This is a genomic window from Methanobrevibacter oralis (assembly GCF_001639275.1).
In the GTDB taxonomy this organism is placed as follows: Archaea; Methanobacteriota; Methanobacteria; order Methanobacteriales; family Methanobacteriaceae; genus Methanocatella; species Methanocatella oralis.
The window spans coordinates 89,603-104,637 of record NZ_LWMU01000048.1 but is presented as its reverse complement, the minus strand read 5'-3'; the positions used below and the strand labels follow the sequence as shown (position 1 = coordinate 104,637).

The window sequence follows — 15,035 nt, the reverse complement described above, 5'->3', positions numbered from 1 at the left end:
ACTATGGATCAAGCAATTGAAAAAGTTAATCAATCTTTAAAAAAAGCTGAAATAGAATTTCCAATAAGTTATATTGAAGATTTAGCAAAAACATATATTCGTCGTGACTTATCTGATGATGAATTAGATGAACTTGTTTTTAAACTTAAAAATGCCTATGACCGAGCTCATGTTGAAGCTGGTGAGGCTGTTGGAACTGTAGCTGCTCAATCTGTAGGTGAACCAGGTACTCAGATGACTATGCGTACTTTTCACTATGCAGGGGTAACTGAGTTAAACGTAACATTAGGTCTTCCAAGACTTATTGAAATCGTTGATGCAAGAAAAGACATTGCTACTCCAACTATGGATATTTTCTTTGATGAAGAAAGACGTAACGATGAAGAATTTGTTAAAACTTTAGCTAATAAAATTGGTAAGAGTACAGTCAATGATATTCTTTCAGATTTCAATCTAAATTATGCTGATATGCAAGTTGAAGCAGTTTTAGATGATAAAAAAATCAATGAAAAAAGACTAAATAAAGAAGATATTATTCAAACAATTAAAGAATCATTTAAAAATAAAGTTACAATTAATGATAATGATATTATTTTTGAACCAGCTAAACCAGAAATTAGGGAACTTCGTCTATTAGCAGATAAGGTTCGTGATTTACAAATTAGTGGTATTAAACATATAGGTAAAGTTATCATTCGTCGTGATGAAGAAGAATGGATTATCCAAACTGAGGGTTCAAATCTTAAACAAATCCTTGAAATGGAGGGTATTGATACTTATAGAACTACAACAAATAATATTCATGAAATTGGTGAAGTTTTAGGTATTGAAGCAGCTCGTCAATCTATTATTAACGAAGCTCAAAATACTCTATCTGAACAAGGTCTTAGTGTTGATGTTAGGCATATCATGTTAGTTGCAGATATTATGACTTCTGAAGGTGTTGTAAAATCTATTGGAAGACATGGTATTAGTGGTGAAAAATCAAGTGTTTTAGCTCGTGCAGCTTTTGAAGAAACTGGTAAACATTTACTTCAGGCATCTATTCATGGTGAAGTAGATGATTTAACAGGGATCATTGAAAATATTATTATTGGACAACCAATACCTCTTGGTACCGGATCAGTCGGTGTCAAAATGGATTATAAAAAAGAATAGGAGGCTAGATGATGGACGTAGATAGGAATATCAGGGTAGCTGTTGATACTGGTGATGTTACATTAGGTTCTGAAAAATCAATTCAATCATTAAAATTAGGAAAAGGTCAACTTGTTGTAGTTGCTAATAATGCTCCTAAAGAAATTGTTGAAGACGTTAAATATTATTCCAATCTTTCAGAAATTCCATCTTTAACATTTGATGGAACTAGTGTAGATTTAGGTTCAGTTTGTGGTAAACCTTTCACTGTTGCTACATTAATTATTAACGATCCAGGAGATTCTACTATATTAGACGATTTGAGGTAGATTTAAGTGTCTATTAAATTGAGTGCAAATGAAATTAGATACATAGCTCTTTTTGAGAACATGACTGGAGCAATGGTTAAGGATTGTATTATCGATGATGAACATGGTAAGGTTACTTTTGTTGTTAAAAATGGGGATATGGGACTTGCTATAGGTAAAGGTGGAAACTCCGTATCAAAAGTTCAAAGAGCTGTAGATAAAAGTGTTGAAGTAATTGAATTATCTGAAGATCCAATTCAATTTATTAAAAATATTTTATCCCCTGCAAAGTTACAAAGTGTTAAACTACATCAAAAAACATCAGGCGAAAAATTTGCTACAGTCACAGCTGATAATACTAACAAACGTATTGCTATTGGTAAAAAAGGGATCAATATTGAGCGAGCTAAATTTTTAGCAAAAAGACAACATGATATTGATAATATTATTTTAAAATAGTTTTTTAACTATTTACCTTTTTTATTATTCCATTTAAAACAAATTCACTAAAGATTCTTTTCAATCTTTACTTACTATTTTTTAATTATTCATTTTTTTTGTCTGTATTGTTAATTTTAGGTCATTGAATATAATTTGAAAACAAAATTTTTATTTGTGTATGATATGAAATAGCTAAGAATTCAAAAGCATTTAAAAAATTAAGCTATTAAAAACTTTCTAAATGGGAAAAATAAAAGTTATTAATGAAATTTTCGCATGGCTAAATTACTCTGGAAATAAATACATTTATAAAGGTTAAAAGAAATAAATAATCTTAAGATATCTATATTCAAAAACATGACTATGTGTGCTTTTTGTCGTGATTTATATTTATTTCAAGATATCTTCATTTAGATAAGTCAATTATCTATGTTAATTATTATTTGACTGATTTATATCTTAGAATTTAGATTGTACTATGAATATAGTATAAATCGCAGCGGTGGATTCGTAGATATGTATTTTTAAGAAAAAAAATTCGAGGAAAAAAATATGCCAGGACTTTTTGCTGCAAAAAAACTTAAAAGAAATAGACAAAATTTTAAGTGGAAAGATGTAGATTACAAAAGAAAAGCTTTAAGATTAGATGTTAAAGCAGATCCTCTTGAAGGAGCTCCTCAAGCTAGAGGTATTGTAATCGAAAAAGTAGGGATAGAAGCAAAACAACCTAACTCTGCTATTCGTAAATGTGTACGTGTACAATTAATTAAAAATGGTAAACAATTAACTGCTTTCGCACCAGGTGATGGAGCTATTGGATTTATTGATGAGCACGATGAAGTTATGATTGAAGGAATCGGGGGACCATCTGGAAGATCTATGGGAGATATTCCAGGGGTTCGTTGGAAAGTATCAAAAGTAAACAATGTTGCTTTATCAGAAATGGTAAGTGGAAAAATTGAAAAACCTGTAAGATAAGGATGGTTATTTTTATGAGTAAATTATTCGATAAATGGAATCTCGATGAAGTGAAAGTTGAGGACTTAGGTTTAGTCAAATATATTTGTTTAGATGAAACAATGGTTCCACACACTTCTGGTAGACATGTAAAAAGACAATTCGCAAAATCTAAAGTTTCTATTGTTGAAAGATTAATGAATAAAATTATGAGAACCCATCTTAACTCTGGTAAAAAAAATAAAGCTTATAATATTGTTAAAGATGCTTTAGAAATTATTCACAATAAAACTAAAAAGAATCCAGTTCAAGTTTTAGTAACTGCTGTTGAAAACACAGCACCTCGTGAAGAAACTACTCGTATTAAATATGGGGGTATTGGATACCAAGTTGCTGTAGATATTTCTCCACAAAGAAGAGTAGACCTTTCTTTAGGATTTTTAACTAGAGGAACTTTACAATCTTCATTTAAAAATAAAAAATCTGTTGCACAATGTTTAGCCGATGAATTAATTCTTGCTTCAGAAGAAGATTCAAGAAGTTTTGCTTTACAAAAAGCTGAAGAAAAAGAAAGAGTTGCTAAAGCAGCACACTAATCATATTCATATAGGTGATTTTTTTGAGTAGACGAGACAAAATGATTGCAAAAATTAAAGAATTGATGTACAAACCAGATCAAATTAGGAATATTGGTATTTGTGCTCACATTGATCATGGTAAAACTACTTTATCTGATAACCTTTTAGCAGGTGCAGGAATGATTTCCGAAGAACTTGCTGGTGATCAAAGATTCTTAGATTTTGATGAACAAGAACAAGCACGTGGTATTACTATTGACGCTGCAAACGTATCTATGGTTCACGATTACAAAGATCAGGAATACTTAATTAACTTAATCGATACTCCAGGTCACGTTGACTTTGGAGGGGATGTAACTCGTGCAATGAGAGCTGTAGATGGTGCAGTGGTTGTTGTTTGTGCTGTAGAAGGTATTATGCCTCAAACTGAAACTGTATTCAGACAAGCTTTAAAAGAAAATGTAAAACCAGTATTATTTATTAACAAAGTTGATAGATTAATCAATGAGTTAAAATTGGAACCTGATGAATTACAAAAAAGATTCATTAATATTTTCATGGAAGCTAATAAATTAATCAAAAACATGGCTCCTGAAGATAAAAAAGAAGAATGGATGTTAGATTTCACTGATGGTAGTGTAGCTTTTGGTTCAGCATATCACAATTGGGCTATTAATGTCCCAACTATGCAAGAAACTGGTGTTAACTTTAAAGATATTATTGATTACTGTAATGCTGATAATCAAAAAGAATTAGCACAGAAAGTACCATTGTCTGATGTATTACTTGGTATGGTAGTAGAGCATTTACCTTCTCCTAAAGAAGCTCAAGTTTACAGAGTACCTAATATATGGGATGGAGATGCAGATTCTCCTGCTGGTGAATGTATGATTAACACTTCTCCTGATGGACCTTTAGCTGTAATGGTTACTAATGTATCAGTAGATAAACATGCTGGTGAAATTGCTACTGGTAGGGTATATGGAGGAGCTATTGAAAAGGGTACGGAAATATATCTCGTTGGATCTCATGGTAAATCTAGAATTCAACAAGTAGGTGTTTATTTTGGTCCTGAAAGAGTTAACACTGACAAAGTACCTGCAGGTAACATTGTATACATTGCTGGTGCAAAAGGTGCTATTGCTGGTGAAACATTATGTTCTCCTGAAGATAAAATTAAAGAATTTGAAGGATTAGAACACATATCTGAACCAGTTGTTACAGTAGCTGTTGAAGCTAAAAATACAAAAGATTTACCTAAATTAATTGAAGTATTAAGACAAGTAGGTAAAGAAGACCCTACTGTTAAAATCGATATTAACGAAGAAACTGGTGAACACTTAGTATCTGGTATGGGTGAACTTCACTTAGAGGTTATGGGAGTAAGAATCGAAAATAAAGGTGTAGACATTACTACTTCTGAACCTATTGTAGTATACAGGGAAACAGTATCACAATTATCTCCACAAGTTGAAGGTAAATCTCCAAACAAACATAACAGATTCTATATTACTGTTGAACCATTAGAACAAAGTATCTATGATGCTATTCAAGATGGTGACTTAAAAGAAGGTAGAGTTAAAGGTAAAGAATCAGCTAATGATTTCATGGAACATGGATTAGAAAAAGAAGAAGCTAGAAGAGTATGGTCTGTACATAACAGAAGCTTATTCCTTAACATGACCCGTGGTATCCAATACTTAGATGAAGTAAAAGAACTTTTACTTGAAGGATTTGAAGCAACTCTTGAAAATGGACCTTTAGCTAGTGAAATTTCAATGGGATTAAAATTCAAACTACATGATGCAAAACTTCACGAAGATGCAGTTCACAGAGGACCTGCACAAGTATTACCAGCAATTAGAAATGCAATTCTTGGATCTATGATGCTTGCAAAACCTTCATTACTTGAACCTATGCAAAAAGTAGTTATTAACACTCCTAATGATTATATGGGTGCATGTACTAGGGAAATTCAAAACAGAAGAGGTCAAATCGTAAATATGGGTCAAGATGCAGGGGACATGGCTATTATTGAGTCTAAAGTTCCTGTAGCTGAAATGTTTGGTTTCGCTGGAGATATTAGATCTGCAGCTGAAGGTAGATGTTTATGGTCTACTGAAATATCCGGTTTCGAACCACTTCCACATGAAATGCAAAACCAAATTGTCAGAGAAATTAGACAAAGAAAAGGTTTATCTCCAGAACCATTTGGTCCAGAGCATTATTTGGGATAATTAAAAATTAAATTTTAATTTTTTTATATTTTTTAATAAAATTTATATAAAAAGCATTAGCTATTTATAGGTTAAGATTTATAAGTATAATTAAGCTATCATTTAAGCTTAAATGTTGTTAAATTAATATTAAAAAGAGGTATTATAATGGCAAAAGAAAAAGAACATATCAATTTAGCATTTATTGGACACGTTGACCACGGAAAATCCACTTTAGTTGGACACTTATTATTAAAAGCTGGTGCAATCGCTGAACAACAATTAGATGACGGAGAAAACAAATTCAGATTTGTCATGGACAAATTAGGAGAAGAAAGGGAAAGGGGAGTAACTATCGATCTTGCTCACCAAAAATTCTCCACTAAAAAATACGACTACACTGTTGTAGATTGTCCTGGACACAGAGACTTCGTTAAAAATATGATTACTGGTGCTTCCCAAGCAGATGCTGGTGTATTAGTTGTTGCAGCTGATGATGGTGTAATGCCACAAACTAAAGAACACGTGTTCTTATCTAGAACTTTAGGTATTAATCAATTAATCATTGCAATTAACAAAATTGATTTAGTAAACTATGATGAAGCTAAATTCAATGAATTAAAGGATGAAGTTTCTGCATTAATTAAAACTGTAGGTTTCAACCCTGATCAAGTACCTTTCATCCCTGTTTCCGCATTTGAAGGAGACAACATTAAAGAAAGTAGTAGTAACACTCCATGGTACAAAGGAAAAAGTTTAATTGATACTTTAGATGAGTTAACTGCTCCTGAAAAACCTGTAACTTTACCTTTAAGAATTCCTATTCAAGATGTTTACTCCATTACTGGTGTAGGTACTGTACCTGTTGGAAGAGTAGAAACCGGTGTAATGAAAAAAGGTGAAAACGTTATCTTTGAACCTGCTGGAGCTTCCGGCGAAGTAAAATCTATCGAAATGCACCACGAAATATTTGATCTTGCTGAACCTGGTGATAACATTGGATTTAATGTAAGAGGTGTAGGTAAAAACGATATTAGAAGAGGAGATGTAGCTGGACATACTGATAACGCTCCTACTGTAGCTAAAGAATTTGATGCACAAGTAGTTGTATTACAACATCCTGGTGTAATCACTGTTGGATACACTCCTGTATTCCATTGTCACACTTCTCAAGTAGCATGTACTTTCTTAGAATTATCTAAAAAATTAGACCCAGCCACTGGTCAAGTTGCTACAGAAAACCCAGACTTCTTAAAAACTGGTGATGCTGCTATCGTAAAACTCAAACCTACTAAACCAATGTGTCTTGAAAAAGCAACTGAAATTCCGCAAATGGGTAGATTTGCTATTAGGGATATGGGTCAAACTGTTGCTGCTGGATTATGTATTGATGTAGTCCCTGCAAAATAAGTTTGTAAGCGTAATAAAAAGAAGTAATTTTTATTACTTTTTTTTTATTTTTTTGGAGGATAATAAATGAATCAAGCAAGGATTAAGCTTACGGGGACTGACCCAGAAAAATTAGCTTATGTATGTGATCAACTCAAAAAAATTGCTGAAAGAACTGGTGTTGATTTATCTGGTCCTATTCCATTACCTACTAAAAAATTAGTAGTACCTACAAGGAAATCACCAGATGGTGAAGGTAAAGCTTCTTGGGAAAAATGGGAACTTAGAATCCACAAACGTTTAATTGGTATTGGTGCTGACGAACGTGCAATGAGACAAGTGATGAAAGTCAACGTTCCTGATAATGTAAGTATTGAAATTGAACTTAAAGGATAGATATTTAGATATCCTTTCTAAATACTCCTTTCATTTGCCGAGATAGTCTAGTCTGGTAAGGCGCAGGACTTGAAATCCTGTGGAGTTTCTCCGCCTGGGTTCAAATCCCAGTCTCGGCGTTTTTTATAATTAATTTTTTTAAAAATAGCTTTTTATTTTTTTATCTAGTTCATCTAGATTTGATACAATATTTTTTTTATTTAATTCTTTTATTTTAGGTCTTTGTATCATTATTACAGCTATGCTTGTTTCATTAGCTGCTTGGATTTTTTCGGTTACTCCTCCAATTTTACCACTTTCTTTAGTAATCATTACAGATGCATTAAGATTATTGATTAGTTTTATATTTTCTTCTTTACTAGCAGCTCCATTCATTGGAATGATATGATCTTTCTTTATTCCTAAGTCTTCACATTTTTTAAGTGATTTTTCTACTTTTAGAATCCTTGGGTAGAATTTTTCTAGAGGAACATTTTTTAACACATCCTCCATCGTGTTAGCTCCCGCAAAATGCAACACATTTCCTTGATTGAATTTTTCTGAAATTAATTTCCCAGCATCTTCAAACGAGTTTACATAATGGATATTAGAACAATCAATATTTTCGAAAGTTGTAGTGGGTCTCTCAAAGCGAATATAAGGTATTTTTAATAATTTTGCAACACTCACACTAGTTTGAGTTATATGGCTTGCAAAAGGGTGGGTTGCATCAATTAAAACATCGAAACTTTTTTCTTTTAAAATATTAATTATATCCTCTTTTAAAAGAGGTTTAGCTATTGTATCATCACTTCCACCTTCAATAGCTAATTTTGAACCATATTCTGTGGTGGTTGTTGTTAAAATGTAAGATTCATAATTATTTTTAATATGTTGTATAATATTTATTGAATCTTTAGTACCTCCAAGTAAGAAAATATTTAATTTTTTCATTATATCACTTTATTTACTATTTTTTCAGAAATTATTATTGTAAATCCAGTTAAAATTATTAAAACCCAATCAAAAATATTAATTGGTGCTGTTCTAAACACTGTTTGTAGCTGTGGTAAATATATGATTAATAATTGAAGTATAAATGAACTTATAATTCCTGCATACAAATATTTACTTGATTTATGTGAGTTTGCTTTACAATTATATGCATTAAATAGTTGGTATACAACAAATAATGTAAATGCAACACTCATAGCCGTTTTTATGTTTGAATTTGTTAATTTGTATGCAAATATTCCTATTGTGCCTATTGCCATTACAAGTCCTGAAATAAAAATTTTTGTTAAAGTATTTTTATTTAAGATGTCTCCATTTTCAGGATTTCTATGCATAATGTCTTTTTCAGCTCCTTCCATACTCAATGTTTGTGCAGGAGGCCCATCCATCAAAATATTAATACATAACAATTGCACGGGATTAAATGGTAGAGGTAGTGATAATAATGATGCTCCAATAATTGTTATAATGGCTCCAACATTTGTAGATACTTGGAATTTAATAAATCTTTTAATATTATCATAGATTTTTCTTCCTTCTTTTATTGCTTTTACAATAGTTCCAAAATCATCGTCTTTTATAACCATATCTGCTGATTCTTTTGCCACATCTGTTCCACTACCCATAGCTACTCCAATTGATGCTTTTTTAAGAGCAGGAGCATCATTTACTCCATCTCCAGTCATTGAAACAATATTTCCTTTATTTTTTAATGTTTCAACAATTCTCATTTTTTGCATTGGTTTAACTCTTGCATAAACTTGAATATCATCAACAATAGCTAAATATTCCTCATCACTTAATTCATCTAGCTTTTCTCCTGTAATTACTTTTCCATCAGTTAAAATACCAATGTCTCGAGCAATTGCCTCAGCAGTTTTTGAATGATCACCAGTAATCATTTTAACTTGGATTCCTGCATTTTTACATTCTTCAATTGCTTTTATAGTGTTTGATTTTGGGGGATCTATTAGTCCCATTAATCCAGTAAAAATTAAGTCTTCATTATTAATTTTATAAGCAAAACCTATGACTCTTAATGCTTTATTTGTCATTTCACTAATTTTTTCACATAGCATTTTATTAATTTTAGGACTTAGTATTTCAATATTTCCTTCATTATCTATGTATTTACATTCACCTATAATTATTTCTGGAGCACCTTTTACTAAAGTAATAATATTTTCACCATCTAATCTATGAGTAGTACTCATCATTTTACGATTACTATTAAGTGGGGTTTCGTCAATTCGTTTGTAGCTAATTTCACCAATGTCTGAATTATCGTCTATAAATTTAAGAATAGCTCCATCAGTAGGATTTCCAATTATTTTTCCATTATTAAGATTAGCATTATTGCATAAATTACCAATAAGCATGGTTTTGTCTTTATTTAAAAAATAATAGTCAGTAACTGTCATTTTATTTTCAGTTAATGTACCTGTTTTATCGCTACAGATTATTGTACAGGAGCCTAATGTTTCTACGGAAAGTAGTTTTCTAACGATTGCATTAGATTTGGCCATTTTTTGCATTCCAAGTGCAAGAGTTAATGTTAATACAGCAGGAAGCCCTTCAGGAATGGCTGCAACGGCAAGTGAAATAGCTGTCATAAAAGTTTCAACAAGTGGAACTCCTCTAAACAATTCTAAGATAAATACAAATATACAAACAAGGATAGCTATTAGTGATATAACTTTTCCAACATGACCTACTTTTTTTTGAAGAGGAGTTTCATCAGATTTTTCAGAAACAATCTCAGCAATTTGACCAATTGAAGTAGACATTCCAATAGCTTTTACAACACCTATTGCATTTCCTGAAAGAATATTAGAGTCCATGTATAGTTCATCATTAATTTCTTTTAAAATAGCATCAGATTCTCCAGTTAAATAGGATTCATCAGCAGTCAAATCATTAGCTTCAATTATTTTTAAATCTGCAGATACTTTATCTCCTTCACTAACAAGTACAATATCACCAATTGTAAGCTCACAAGAATTAATTTCTTTAATTTCATTATTTCTCTTAACAATAGCTGTTTTTGTAACTAAATTTTTAAGCATTTCAACAGCTTTTTGAGATTTATATTCTTGAACAAATCCGATTATTGTGTTTAGTAAAACTGCAATTAAAATAACTGATGCGTCAATTATATCATTAATTAAAAAAGCAGCAATGGCTGCAATTAAAAGCAGGGCTATTAATGCATCAAAGAATTGTGATAAAAATAGAACAATTGGGTGTTGTTTTTTTGGTTCAACTAGTTTATTTAAACCATATTTTTCTTGTCTTTTTTGAATTTCTAGAGTATTGAGTCCTTCAAGTGAGGTTTTGTATTCTTTTAAAGTATTTTCCATTATTTATCACCGTAACGTGTAAAAACTTGCTTTTTTATAATTTTTTAACTTCATATTGAATCTACCGGTATTTAAGTCCTCATTGGTCAATGTCTTTATAATTAATTGACAATTAATCTCATTAGCTAGATTTACTAAATATGGTTGAAGTTCATTTGGTGGTCTAATTGAATAAATTAAACATACCTCTTTGTATAAGTCAAAATTAGGATTTGTAATGTCATCTTTAATTATATTTTCATTATCAGGGTCAATATCTGTTTTAATAACATCAATATTCTTTTTTTCTTCTAAAATTTTGTAAATTTTATCAAATTTTCCAACGGCTATTTCTGCTATTTTAACTTTCCTATTTCCAATTAAATCTAGTAAATATTCTCCAAAACTTTGCCACATTAAAAAAGCCTTCTAAAAATTGTATATTTTATTATATTTAAATAAGTATTTAAAGTTTGATTTATACAAAAAGATTTATTATAGTTTATCTTAAACTTTAATCTAGGTTTATATTATGAAAGTTAGAAAATTTGTTCTAGAAGATTTAAAAAGGGTTTATGAAATAGAAAACATGTCTTTTAATCAATCTTATGAAATAAATATCTTTAAACAATTATATGAAATGGGGGTTGGATTTTTAGTAGCTGAAAAAGACAATTATGTAATAGGATATATAATTTTTTGGATAAAAAATGATAGGGAAGGTCATATTATATCCATAGCTGTTGATAAAAATTATAGACGTTTAGGAGTTGGTTCTAAATTATTATCAAGAGCGATTAATGTTCTTTCATTACTTGAAATTGATAAAGTAATGTTGGAAGTAAATGAAAATAATAATTCGGCAGTTGAATTTTATAAAAGTTTTAAGTTTAGGATAGATAGAATTGTCCCAAACTATTATGAAAATCAGGACGGAGCTATTGTAATGTATTTACCTACGGATTGGTAACATTTCCAACGATAAATTGTTTATAATTAGTTATTGCTTCCATTGGAATTACTCCAGTTATAATTAATAAGCTAATAAGAATTATGTAAAATGCAAAGATTCCGAGTTGGATAAATCCATGTTTTTTTACTGTTGGATCTTTTCTACTTACTAAGTAAACTGCAATAATTAAACCTATTATTCCACCTAAAATTGAAAAAATATAACCTAATAATATGAGAAATGAACTTGTTTTATGTTGTCTGTAATTTTCAGCACTATCAACAACTTCTTTTTTAATAATGATTGGATTTAATTTATTTTCTTCCCCATATTGGGCATTTTCAAGCATTTCTTTATTAATAATTATTTTTTTCGGTACTTCTGTAGGATTTCTTAAAATCAATGGGGTTCCACATTTAACACAATAATCTGCTTCATCAGGATTTTGATATCCACAATGGATACATACTTTAGCCGGATTAATTTCTGGAAATTCATATCCACATTTTATACAAAAACCATAAATGTCATCACTTGCTGTATGGCATTTCGGACATCTTCTTATAACCATTTTATCACTTATATTAATCTTATATATTGAAGTTATTTAAGTATTTCTTATAAAGATTTATTTGTTTTGAATTAATAATTAATAATAAATGTTTTTTGATTTAAATGATTCGTCAAATTGAAATTTCACAAAGATTTAATTTTAAAAAATTAAATCGTCATTATGAATGTTTTATTATAGATTTAGAAAATGAAATGGCTTATTATAAAATCCATGAGAGATTTAATGATGAAAGGTTTATTCAAGAAAGTTTAATATGTGATGATTCTTGGATAGCTATTTTAAGAGAACTTAAATCTAATGTATCAAGTAAAATTCATAATTTAAAAAATAAAGAAATTGAAGACTTTAAACAGGGCTTTGAGAATATAAATTTGTTTGAGGATTTTGAATCGGAAAAATTTGCTTATTTTGAAAAATTAGAATTAATTTATTCTTGTAATATAAATATTTATCATGATACTAATTATGAGGAATATTCATTTAAAAATAACTTTCCTAAAAATTGGGAAAAATTTGCTAATTTATTAATTAATTTAGTTGGTTTTGATGTTTGTCATCTTGATTATCAAAAAAAGTTAGTTACAGGATTATTTTATGATTTTAGAAAAGATGGAATTTATGATAGAAATAATAAGAAATTATCTTTAAATTTAATAGAATTTGGACATCATTCAGTTCTTTCTATGGGATTGCCTCGTTTAAATTTTGTGGTTGATTTAGCTAATCGAAAAATTGACGGATATTATGAAAGGAAGTTAAATGATAAAGATATTTTAAAAATTTTAGATTTATTAGATTACTATGGTGTTTATTTATGGATTACAGATGATTATCAGAATAAATCTCTTAATCATGATTTAGCTATTTTTGATGGTTATGATTGGTATTTAGAGCTAGTATTTGATGGAGGTGTTATTTGGTACATCTTTGGAAACAATGAGTATCCTGATACTTACACAGCTATAGCTTTAAAAATAATTGAATTAACTGGCTATGATTTATTGGAATTAAACACAATTGATGATAATGAAAGAAAGCTATTTAAAAAATATGCTAAAAGAAAATTGCCTTGAAAATAAGCTTTTATTAATTAATTATTTATATTTGTAAATAGATATCTAATAATATTATATTAAATTTTATGGAGATAACATGGCAGAAGTATCATCAAAAGAGTTATATGAATTTAAAAAAACGTTAAAAGAGTTAGCTGAGAAAAAAGGTAGGGGCACTGAACTTGTTTCGGTTTATATTCCACCAGATAAACAATTAAGTGATGTTGGTAAACACATGAGGGATGAACTTGGTCAAAGTGCTAACATTAAAAGTAAACAAACAAGAAAAAATGTACAATCGGCTATTGAAGTAATTTTACAAAGAATTCGTATGTTCAAAAAACCTCCAGAACATGGGTTGGTGTTATTTGTAGGAATGATTCCCAAAGGAGGTCCAGGAACAGAAAAAATGGAAACTTATGTTTTTGAACCACCGGAACCAATTACAACTTACTGGTATCAATGTAATAATGAATTTTTCTTAGAACCTTTAGAATATATGATTGAAGAAAGAGAAACTTATGGTTTAGCAGTTGTTGATAGAAAAGAAGCTACAATAGCTACTTTAAAGGGTAAAAAGATTAATATTTTAGGTCATTTAACTAGTGGTGTTCCAGGTAAACATAAAGCTGGAGGTCAATCTCAAAGAAGGTTTGACCGTGTAATTGATCTGGCAGCTCATGAGTTTAAAAAACGTATTGGTGAACATATGAATGAAGCATTTATTCCTTTAAAAGATGATTTAAAAGGAGTTATTGTTGGTGGACCGGGTTTTACTAAAGAAGAATTTATTAAAGGGGATTATCTTCAATACGAAATTAAAGATAAGATTATAGCTACTGTTGATACATCATATACTGGTGAATTCGGTATTAGGGAAGTTATTGATAAATCTGCTGATATTCTAAATGATTTGGATGTTATGCATGAGAAAAAAGTAGTTCAAAAATTTTTAAAGGAGTTAATTAAAGATAAAGGTCTTGCATCTTACGGAGAACAAGAAGTAAAAAATAATTTAATTATTGGAGCTGTTGATACATTACTTTTATCTGAAGATTTATCTTTACTTCATAAAACTTTCAAATGTTCAAGCTGTGGAAATAAAGAATTTATAACAGTTAAAAACCAAAGTGAAGCAGATAAATTAGAAAAAAGATGTTCAAAGTGTAATGAAATTTTAAAGGAAGATTCATCTGAACTTTTAGTTGATTATTTTGTAGAGAAAGCTGAAGAAATGAATACTAATGTTGAATTTATTTCTACTGAAACTGAAGAAGGTGTGCAACTACTCAGAGCTTTTGGTGGTATTGCGGCTATTTTAAGATATTATGTTGAATCTTAGTATATTATTTTTTAATATTTTTCATGTCATAAAATTCTTTCATTCCTGCTTCTCGACAAATTTTATTTATTAATCCAAAAAATAAATGTTTGCTTACAGTATTATTCTTATTTATATCAATATATAATGAGTACATACTACGCCTATTTTTAGCTAGAAAAGCATCTTTTAACTTATTATATTCACTTCTAGTTATTTTATCATTTCGCATTATTTCACTTAGTATTTTGTCTATTAAAAAATATTTTTTATAGAATTTTGTAGATAGATTTATTTAATATCATATATAAATCCCTGCATTTTTTTATTTAATTTTTTCTTTTGTTTAATTTTTTTATTAATTAATTTGAATATTATT

At 29.5% G+C, this 15,035-nt stretch carries 16 protein-coding genes and 1 tRNA gene; 12 read left to right on the top strand and 5 right to left on the bottom strand.

Annotated elements, in window-relative coordinates:
- Positions 1-3 precede the first annotated feature (3 nt).
- The 9 genes from rpoA2 (at position 4) to MBORA_RS02730 (ending at position 7,541) form a co-directional block, all read left to right on the top strand.
- Positions 4-1,158: a DNA-directed RNA polymerase subunit A'' gene (gene rpoA2, locus MBORA_RS02770; RefSeq protein WP_042691437.1), complete on the top strand. Its 1,155-nt coding sequence runs from the start codon at positions 4-6 to the stop codon at positions 1,156-1,158.
- An 8-nt stretch (positions 1,159-1,166) separates the two neighbouring features.
- On the top strand, positions 1,167-1,466 hold the full coding sequence (locus tag MBORA_RS02765) for a 50S ribosomal protein L30e (protein WP_187115401.1): 300 nt from the start codon (positions 1,167-1,169) through the stop codon (positions 1,464-1,466).
- 6 nt (positions 1,467-1,472) lie between these two features.
- The gene (locus tag MBORA_RS02760) at positions 1,473-1,904 is read left to right on the top strand and encodes a NusA-like transcription termination signal-binding factor (RefSeq protein WP_042691435.1); all 432 of its coding nucleotides are present in this window, start codon (positions 1,473-1,475) and stop codon (positions 1,902-1,904) included.
- A 534-nt stretch (positions 1,905-2,438) separates the two neighbouring features.
- Positions 2,439-2,864: a 30S ribosomal protein S12 gene (locus MBORA_RS02755; protein ID WP_042691432.1), complete on the top strand. Its 426-nt coding sequence runs from the start codon at positions 2,439-2,441 to the stop codon at positions 2,862-2,864.
- A gap of 14 nt (positions 2,865-2,878) precedes the next feature.
- Positions 2,879-3,439 (top strand): 30S ribosomal protein S7, encoded by a 561-nt coding sequence (locus MBORA_RS02750; RefSeq protein ID WP_063720212.1) that lies wholly within the window; start codon positions 2,879-2,881, stop codon positions 3,437-3,439.
- Positions 3,440-3,462: 23 nt separating this feature from the next.
- Positions 3,463-5,658 (top strand): elongation factor EF-2, encoded by a 2,196-nt coding sequence (locus MBORA_RS02745; protein WP_042691427.1) that lies wholly within the window; start codon positions 3,463-3,465, stop codon positions 5,656-5,658.
- A 147-nt stretch (positions 5,659-5,805) separates the two neighbouring features.
- Positions 5,806-7,047 carry a translation elongation factor EF-1 subunit alpha gene (gene tuf / locus MBORA_RS02740; protein WP_063720201.1) on the top strand — a complete coding sequence of 414 codons (1,242 nt, stop codon included), beginning with the start codon at positions 5,806-5,808 and terminating at the stop codon, positions 7,045-7,047.
- Between the two features lie 66 nt (positions 7,048-7,113).
- Positions 7,114-7,422, top strand: a complete 309-nt coding sequence (gene rpsJ, locus MBORA_RS02735; protein ID WP_042691424.1) for a 30S ribosomal protein S10 — start codon at positions 7,114-7,116, stop codon at positions 7,420-7,422.
- Positions 7,423-7,458: 36 nt separating this feature from the next.
- Positions 7,459-7,541: transfer RNA gene (locus MBORA_RS02730), tRNA-Ser, on the top strand.
- A gap of 19 nt (positions 7,542-7,560) precedes the next feature.
- On the opposite strand, the gene cobK is transcribed toward MBORA_RS02730, so the two are convergent.
- From cobK to MBORA_RS02715, 3 genes are read right to left on the bottom strand one after another with little or no spacing between them, the layout of a single operon-like run.
- A complete protein-coding gene (cobK, locus tag MBORA_RS02725; RefSeq protein WP_063720200.1) occupies positions 7,561-8,355 on the bottom strand; it encodes a precorrin-6A reductase in 795 nt (264 codons plus the stop codon).
- Positions 8,355-10,775, bottom strand: a complete 2,421-nt coding sequence (locus MBORA_RS02720) for a cation-translocating P-type ATPase (protein WP_042691422.1) — start codon at positions 10,773-10,775, stop codon at positions 8,355-8,357. The genes cobK and MBORA_RS02720 overlap by 1 nt, the downstream gene beginning before the upstream one ends.
- 6 nt (positions 10,776-10,781) lie before the next feature.
- Positions 10,782-11,171, bottom strand: a complete 390-nt coding sequence (locus MBORA_RS02715) for a UPF0146 family protein (protein WP_042691420.1) — start codon at positions 11,169-11,171, stop codon at positions 10,782-10,784.
- A gap of 115 nt (positions 11,172-11,286) precedes the next feature.
- Here MBORA_RS02715 and rimI point away from each other — a divergent pair, with 115 nt between their 5' ends.
- Positions 11,287-11,724, top strand: coding sequence for a ribosomal protein S18-alanine N-acetyltransferase (gene rimI, locus MBORA_RS02710; RefSeq protein WP_042691416.1), 438 nt, complete (start codon positions 11,287-11,289; stop codon positions 11,722-11,724).
- Here the strand turns inward: rimI and MBORA_RS02705 are convergent.
- Entirely contained in the window at positions 11,711-12,277 is a 567-nt protein-coding gene (locus tag MBORA_RS02705) for a zinc ribbon domain-containing protein (RefSeq protein WP_042691414.1), read from the bottom strand. The genes rimI and MBORA_RS02705 overlap by 14 nt on opposite strands.
- A 104-nt stretch (positions 12,278-12,381) precedes the next feature.
- Here MBORA_RS02705 and MBORA_RS02700 point away from each other — a divergent pair, with 104 nt between their 5' ends.
- On the top strand, positions 12,382-13,353 hold the full coding sequence (locus MBORA_RS02700) for a hypothetical protein (protein ID WP_042691411.1): 972 nt from the start codon (positions 12,382-12,384) through the stop codon (positions 13,351-13,353).
- Between the two features lie 79 nt (positions 13,354-13,432).
- Positions 13,433-14,677, top strand: a complete 1,245-nt coding sequence (prf1, locus tag MBORA_RS02695; protein WP_063720199.1) for a peptide chain release factor aRF-1 — start codon at positions 13,433-13,435, stop codon at positions 14,675-14,677.
- 4 nt (positions 14,678-14,681) lie between these two features.
- Here the strand turns inward: prf1 and MBORA_RS02690 are convergent, their stop codons facing one another.
- Complete coding sequence (locus MBORA_RS02690) at positions 14,682-14,888, bottom strand: hypothetical protein (RefSeq protein ID WP_042691406.1); 207 nt, start codon at positions 14,886-14,888, stop codon at positions 14,682-14,684.
- Between the last annotated feature and the right edge of the window lie 147 nt (positions 14,889-15,035).

Bases quoted from the DNA above. Each gene is read 5' to 3' on its own strand.
- rpoA2 (WP_042691437.1), top strand. From the start codon at position 4: ATGGATCAAGCAATTGAAAAAGTTAATCAATCTTTAAAAAAAGCTGAA.
- MBORA_RS02765 (WP_187115401.1), top strand. From the start codon at position 1,167: ATGATGGACGTAGATAGGAATATCAGGGTAGCTGTTGATACTGGTGAT.
- MBORA_RS02755 (WP_042691432.1), top strand. From the start codon at position 2,439: ATGCCAGGACTTTTTGCTGCAAAAAAACTTAAAAGAAATAGACAAAAT.
- MBORA_RS02750 (WP_063720212.1), top strand. From the start codon at position 2,879: ATGAGTAAATTATTCGATAAATGGAATCTCGATGAAGTGAAAGTTGAG.
- tuf (WP_063720201.1), top strand. From the start codon at position 5,806: ATGGCAAAAGAAAAAGAACATATCAATTTAGCATTTATTGGACACGTT.
- rpsJ (WP_042691424.1), top strand. From the start codon at position 7,114: ATGAATCAAGCAAGGATTAAGCTTACGGGGACTGACCCAGAAAAATTA.
- cobK (WP_063720200.1), bottom strand. From the start codon at position 8,355: ATGAAAAAATTAAATATTTTCTTACTTGGAGGTACTAAAGATTCAATA.
- MBORA_RS02720 (WP_042691422.1), bottom strand. From the start codon at position 10,775: ATGGAAAATACTTTAAAAGAATACAAAACCTCACTTGAAGGACTCAAT.
- MBORA_RS02715 (WP_042691420.1), bottom strand. From the start codon at position 11,171: ATGTGGCAAAGTTTTGGAGAATATTTACTAGATTTAATTGGAAATAGG.
- rimI (WP_042691416.1), top strand. From the start codon at position 11,287: ATGAAAGTTAGAAAATTTGTTCTAGAAGATTTAAAAAGGGTTTATGAA.
- MBORA_RS02705 (WP_042691414.1), bottom strand. From the start codon at position 12,277: ATGGTTATAAGAAGATGTCCGAAATGCCATACAGCAAGTGATGACATT.
- MBORA_RS02700 (WP_042691411.1), top strand. From the start codon at position 12,382: ATGATTCGTCAAATTGAAATTTCACAAAGATTTAATTTTAAAAAATTA.
- prf1 (WP_063720199.1), top strand. From the start codon at position 13,433: ATGGCAGAAGTATCATCAAAAGAGTTATATGAATTTAAAAAAACGTTA.
- MBORA_RS02690 (WP_042691406.1), bottom strand. From the start codon at position 14,888: ATGCGAAATGATAAAATAACTAGAAGTGAATATAATAAGTTAAAAGAT.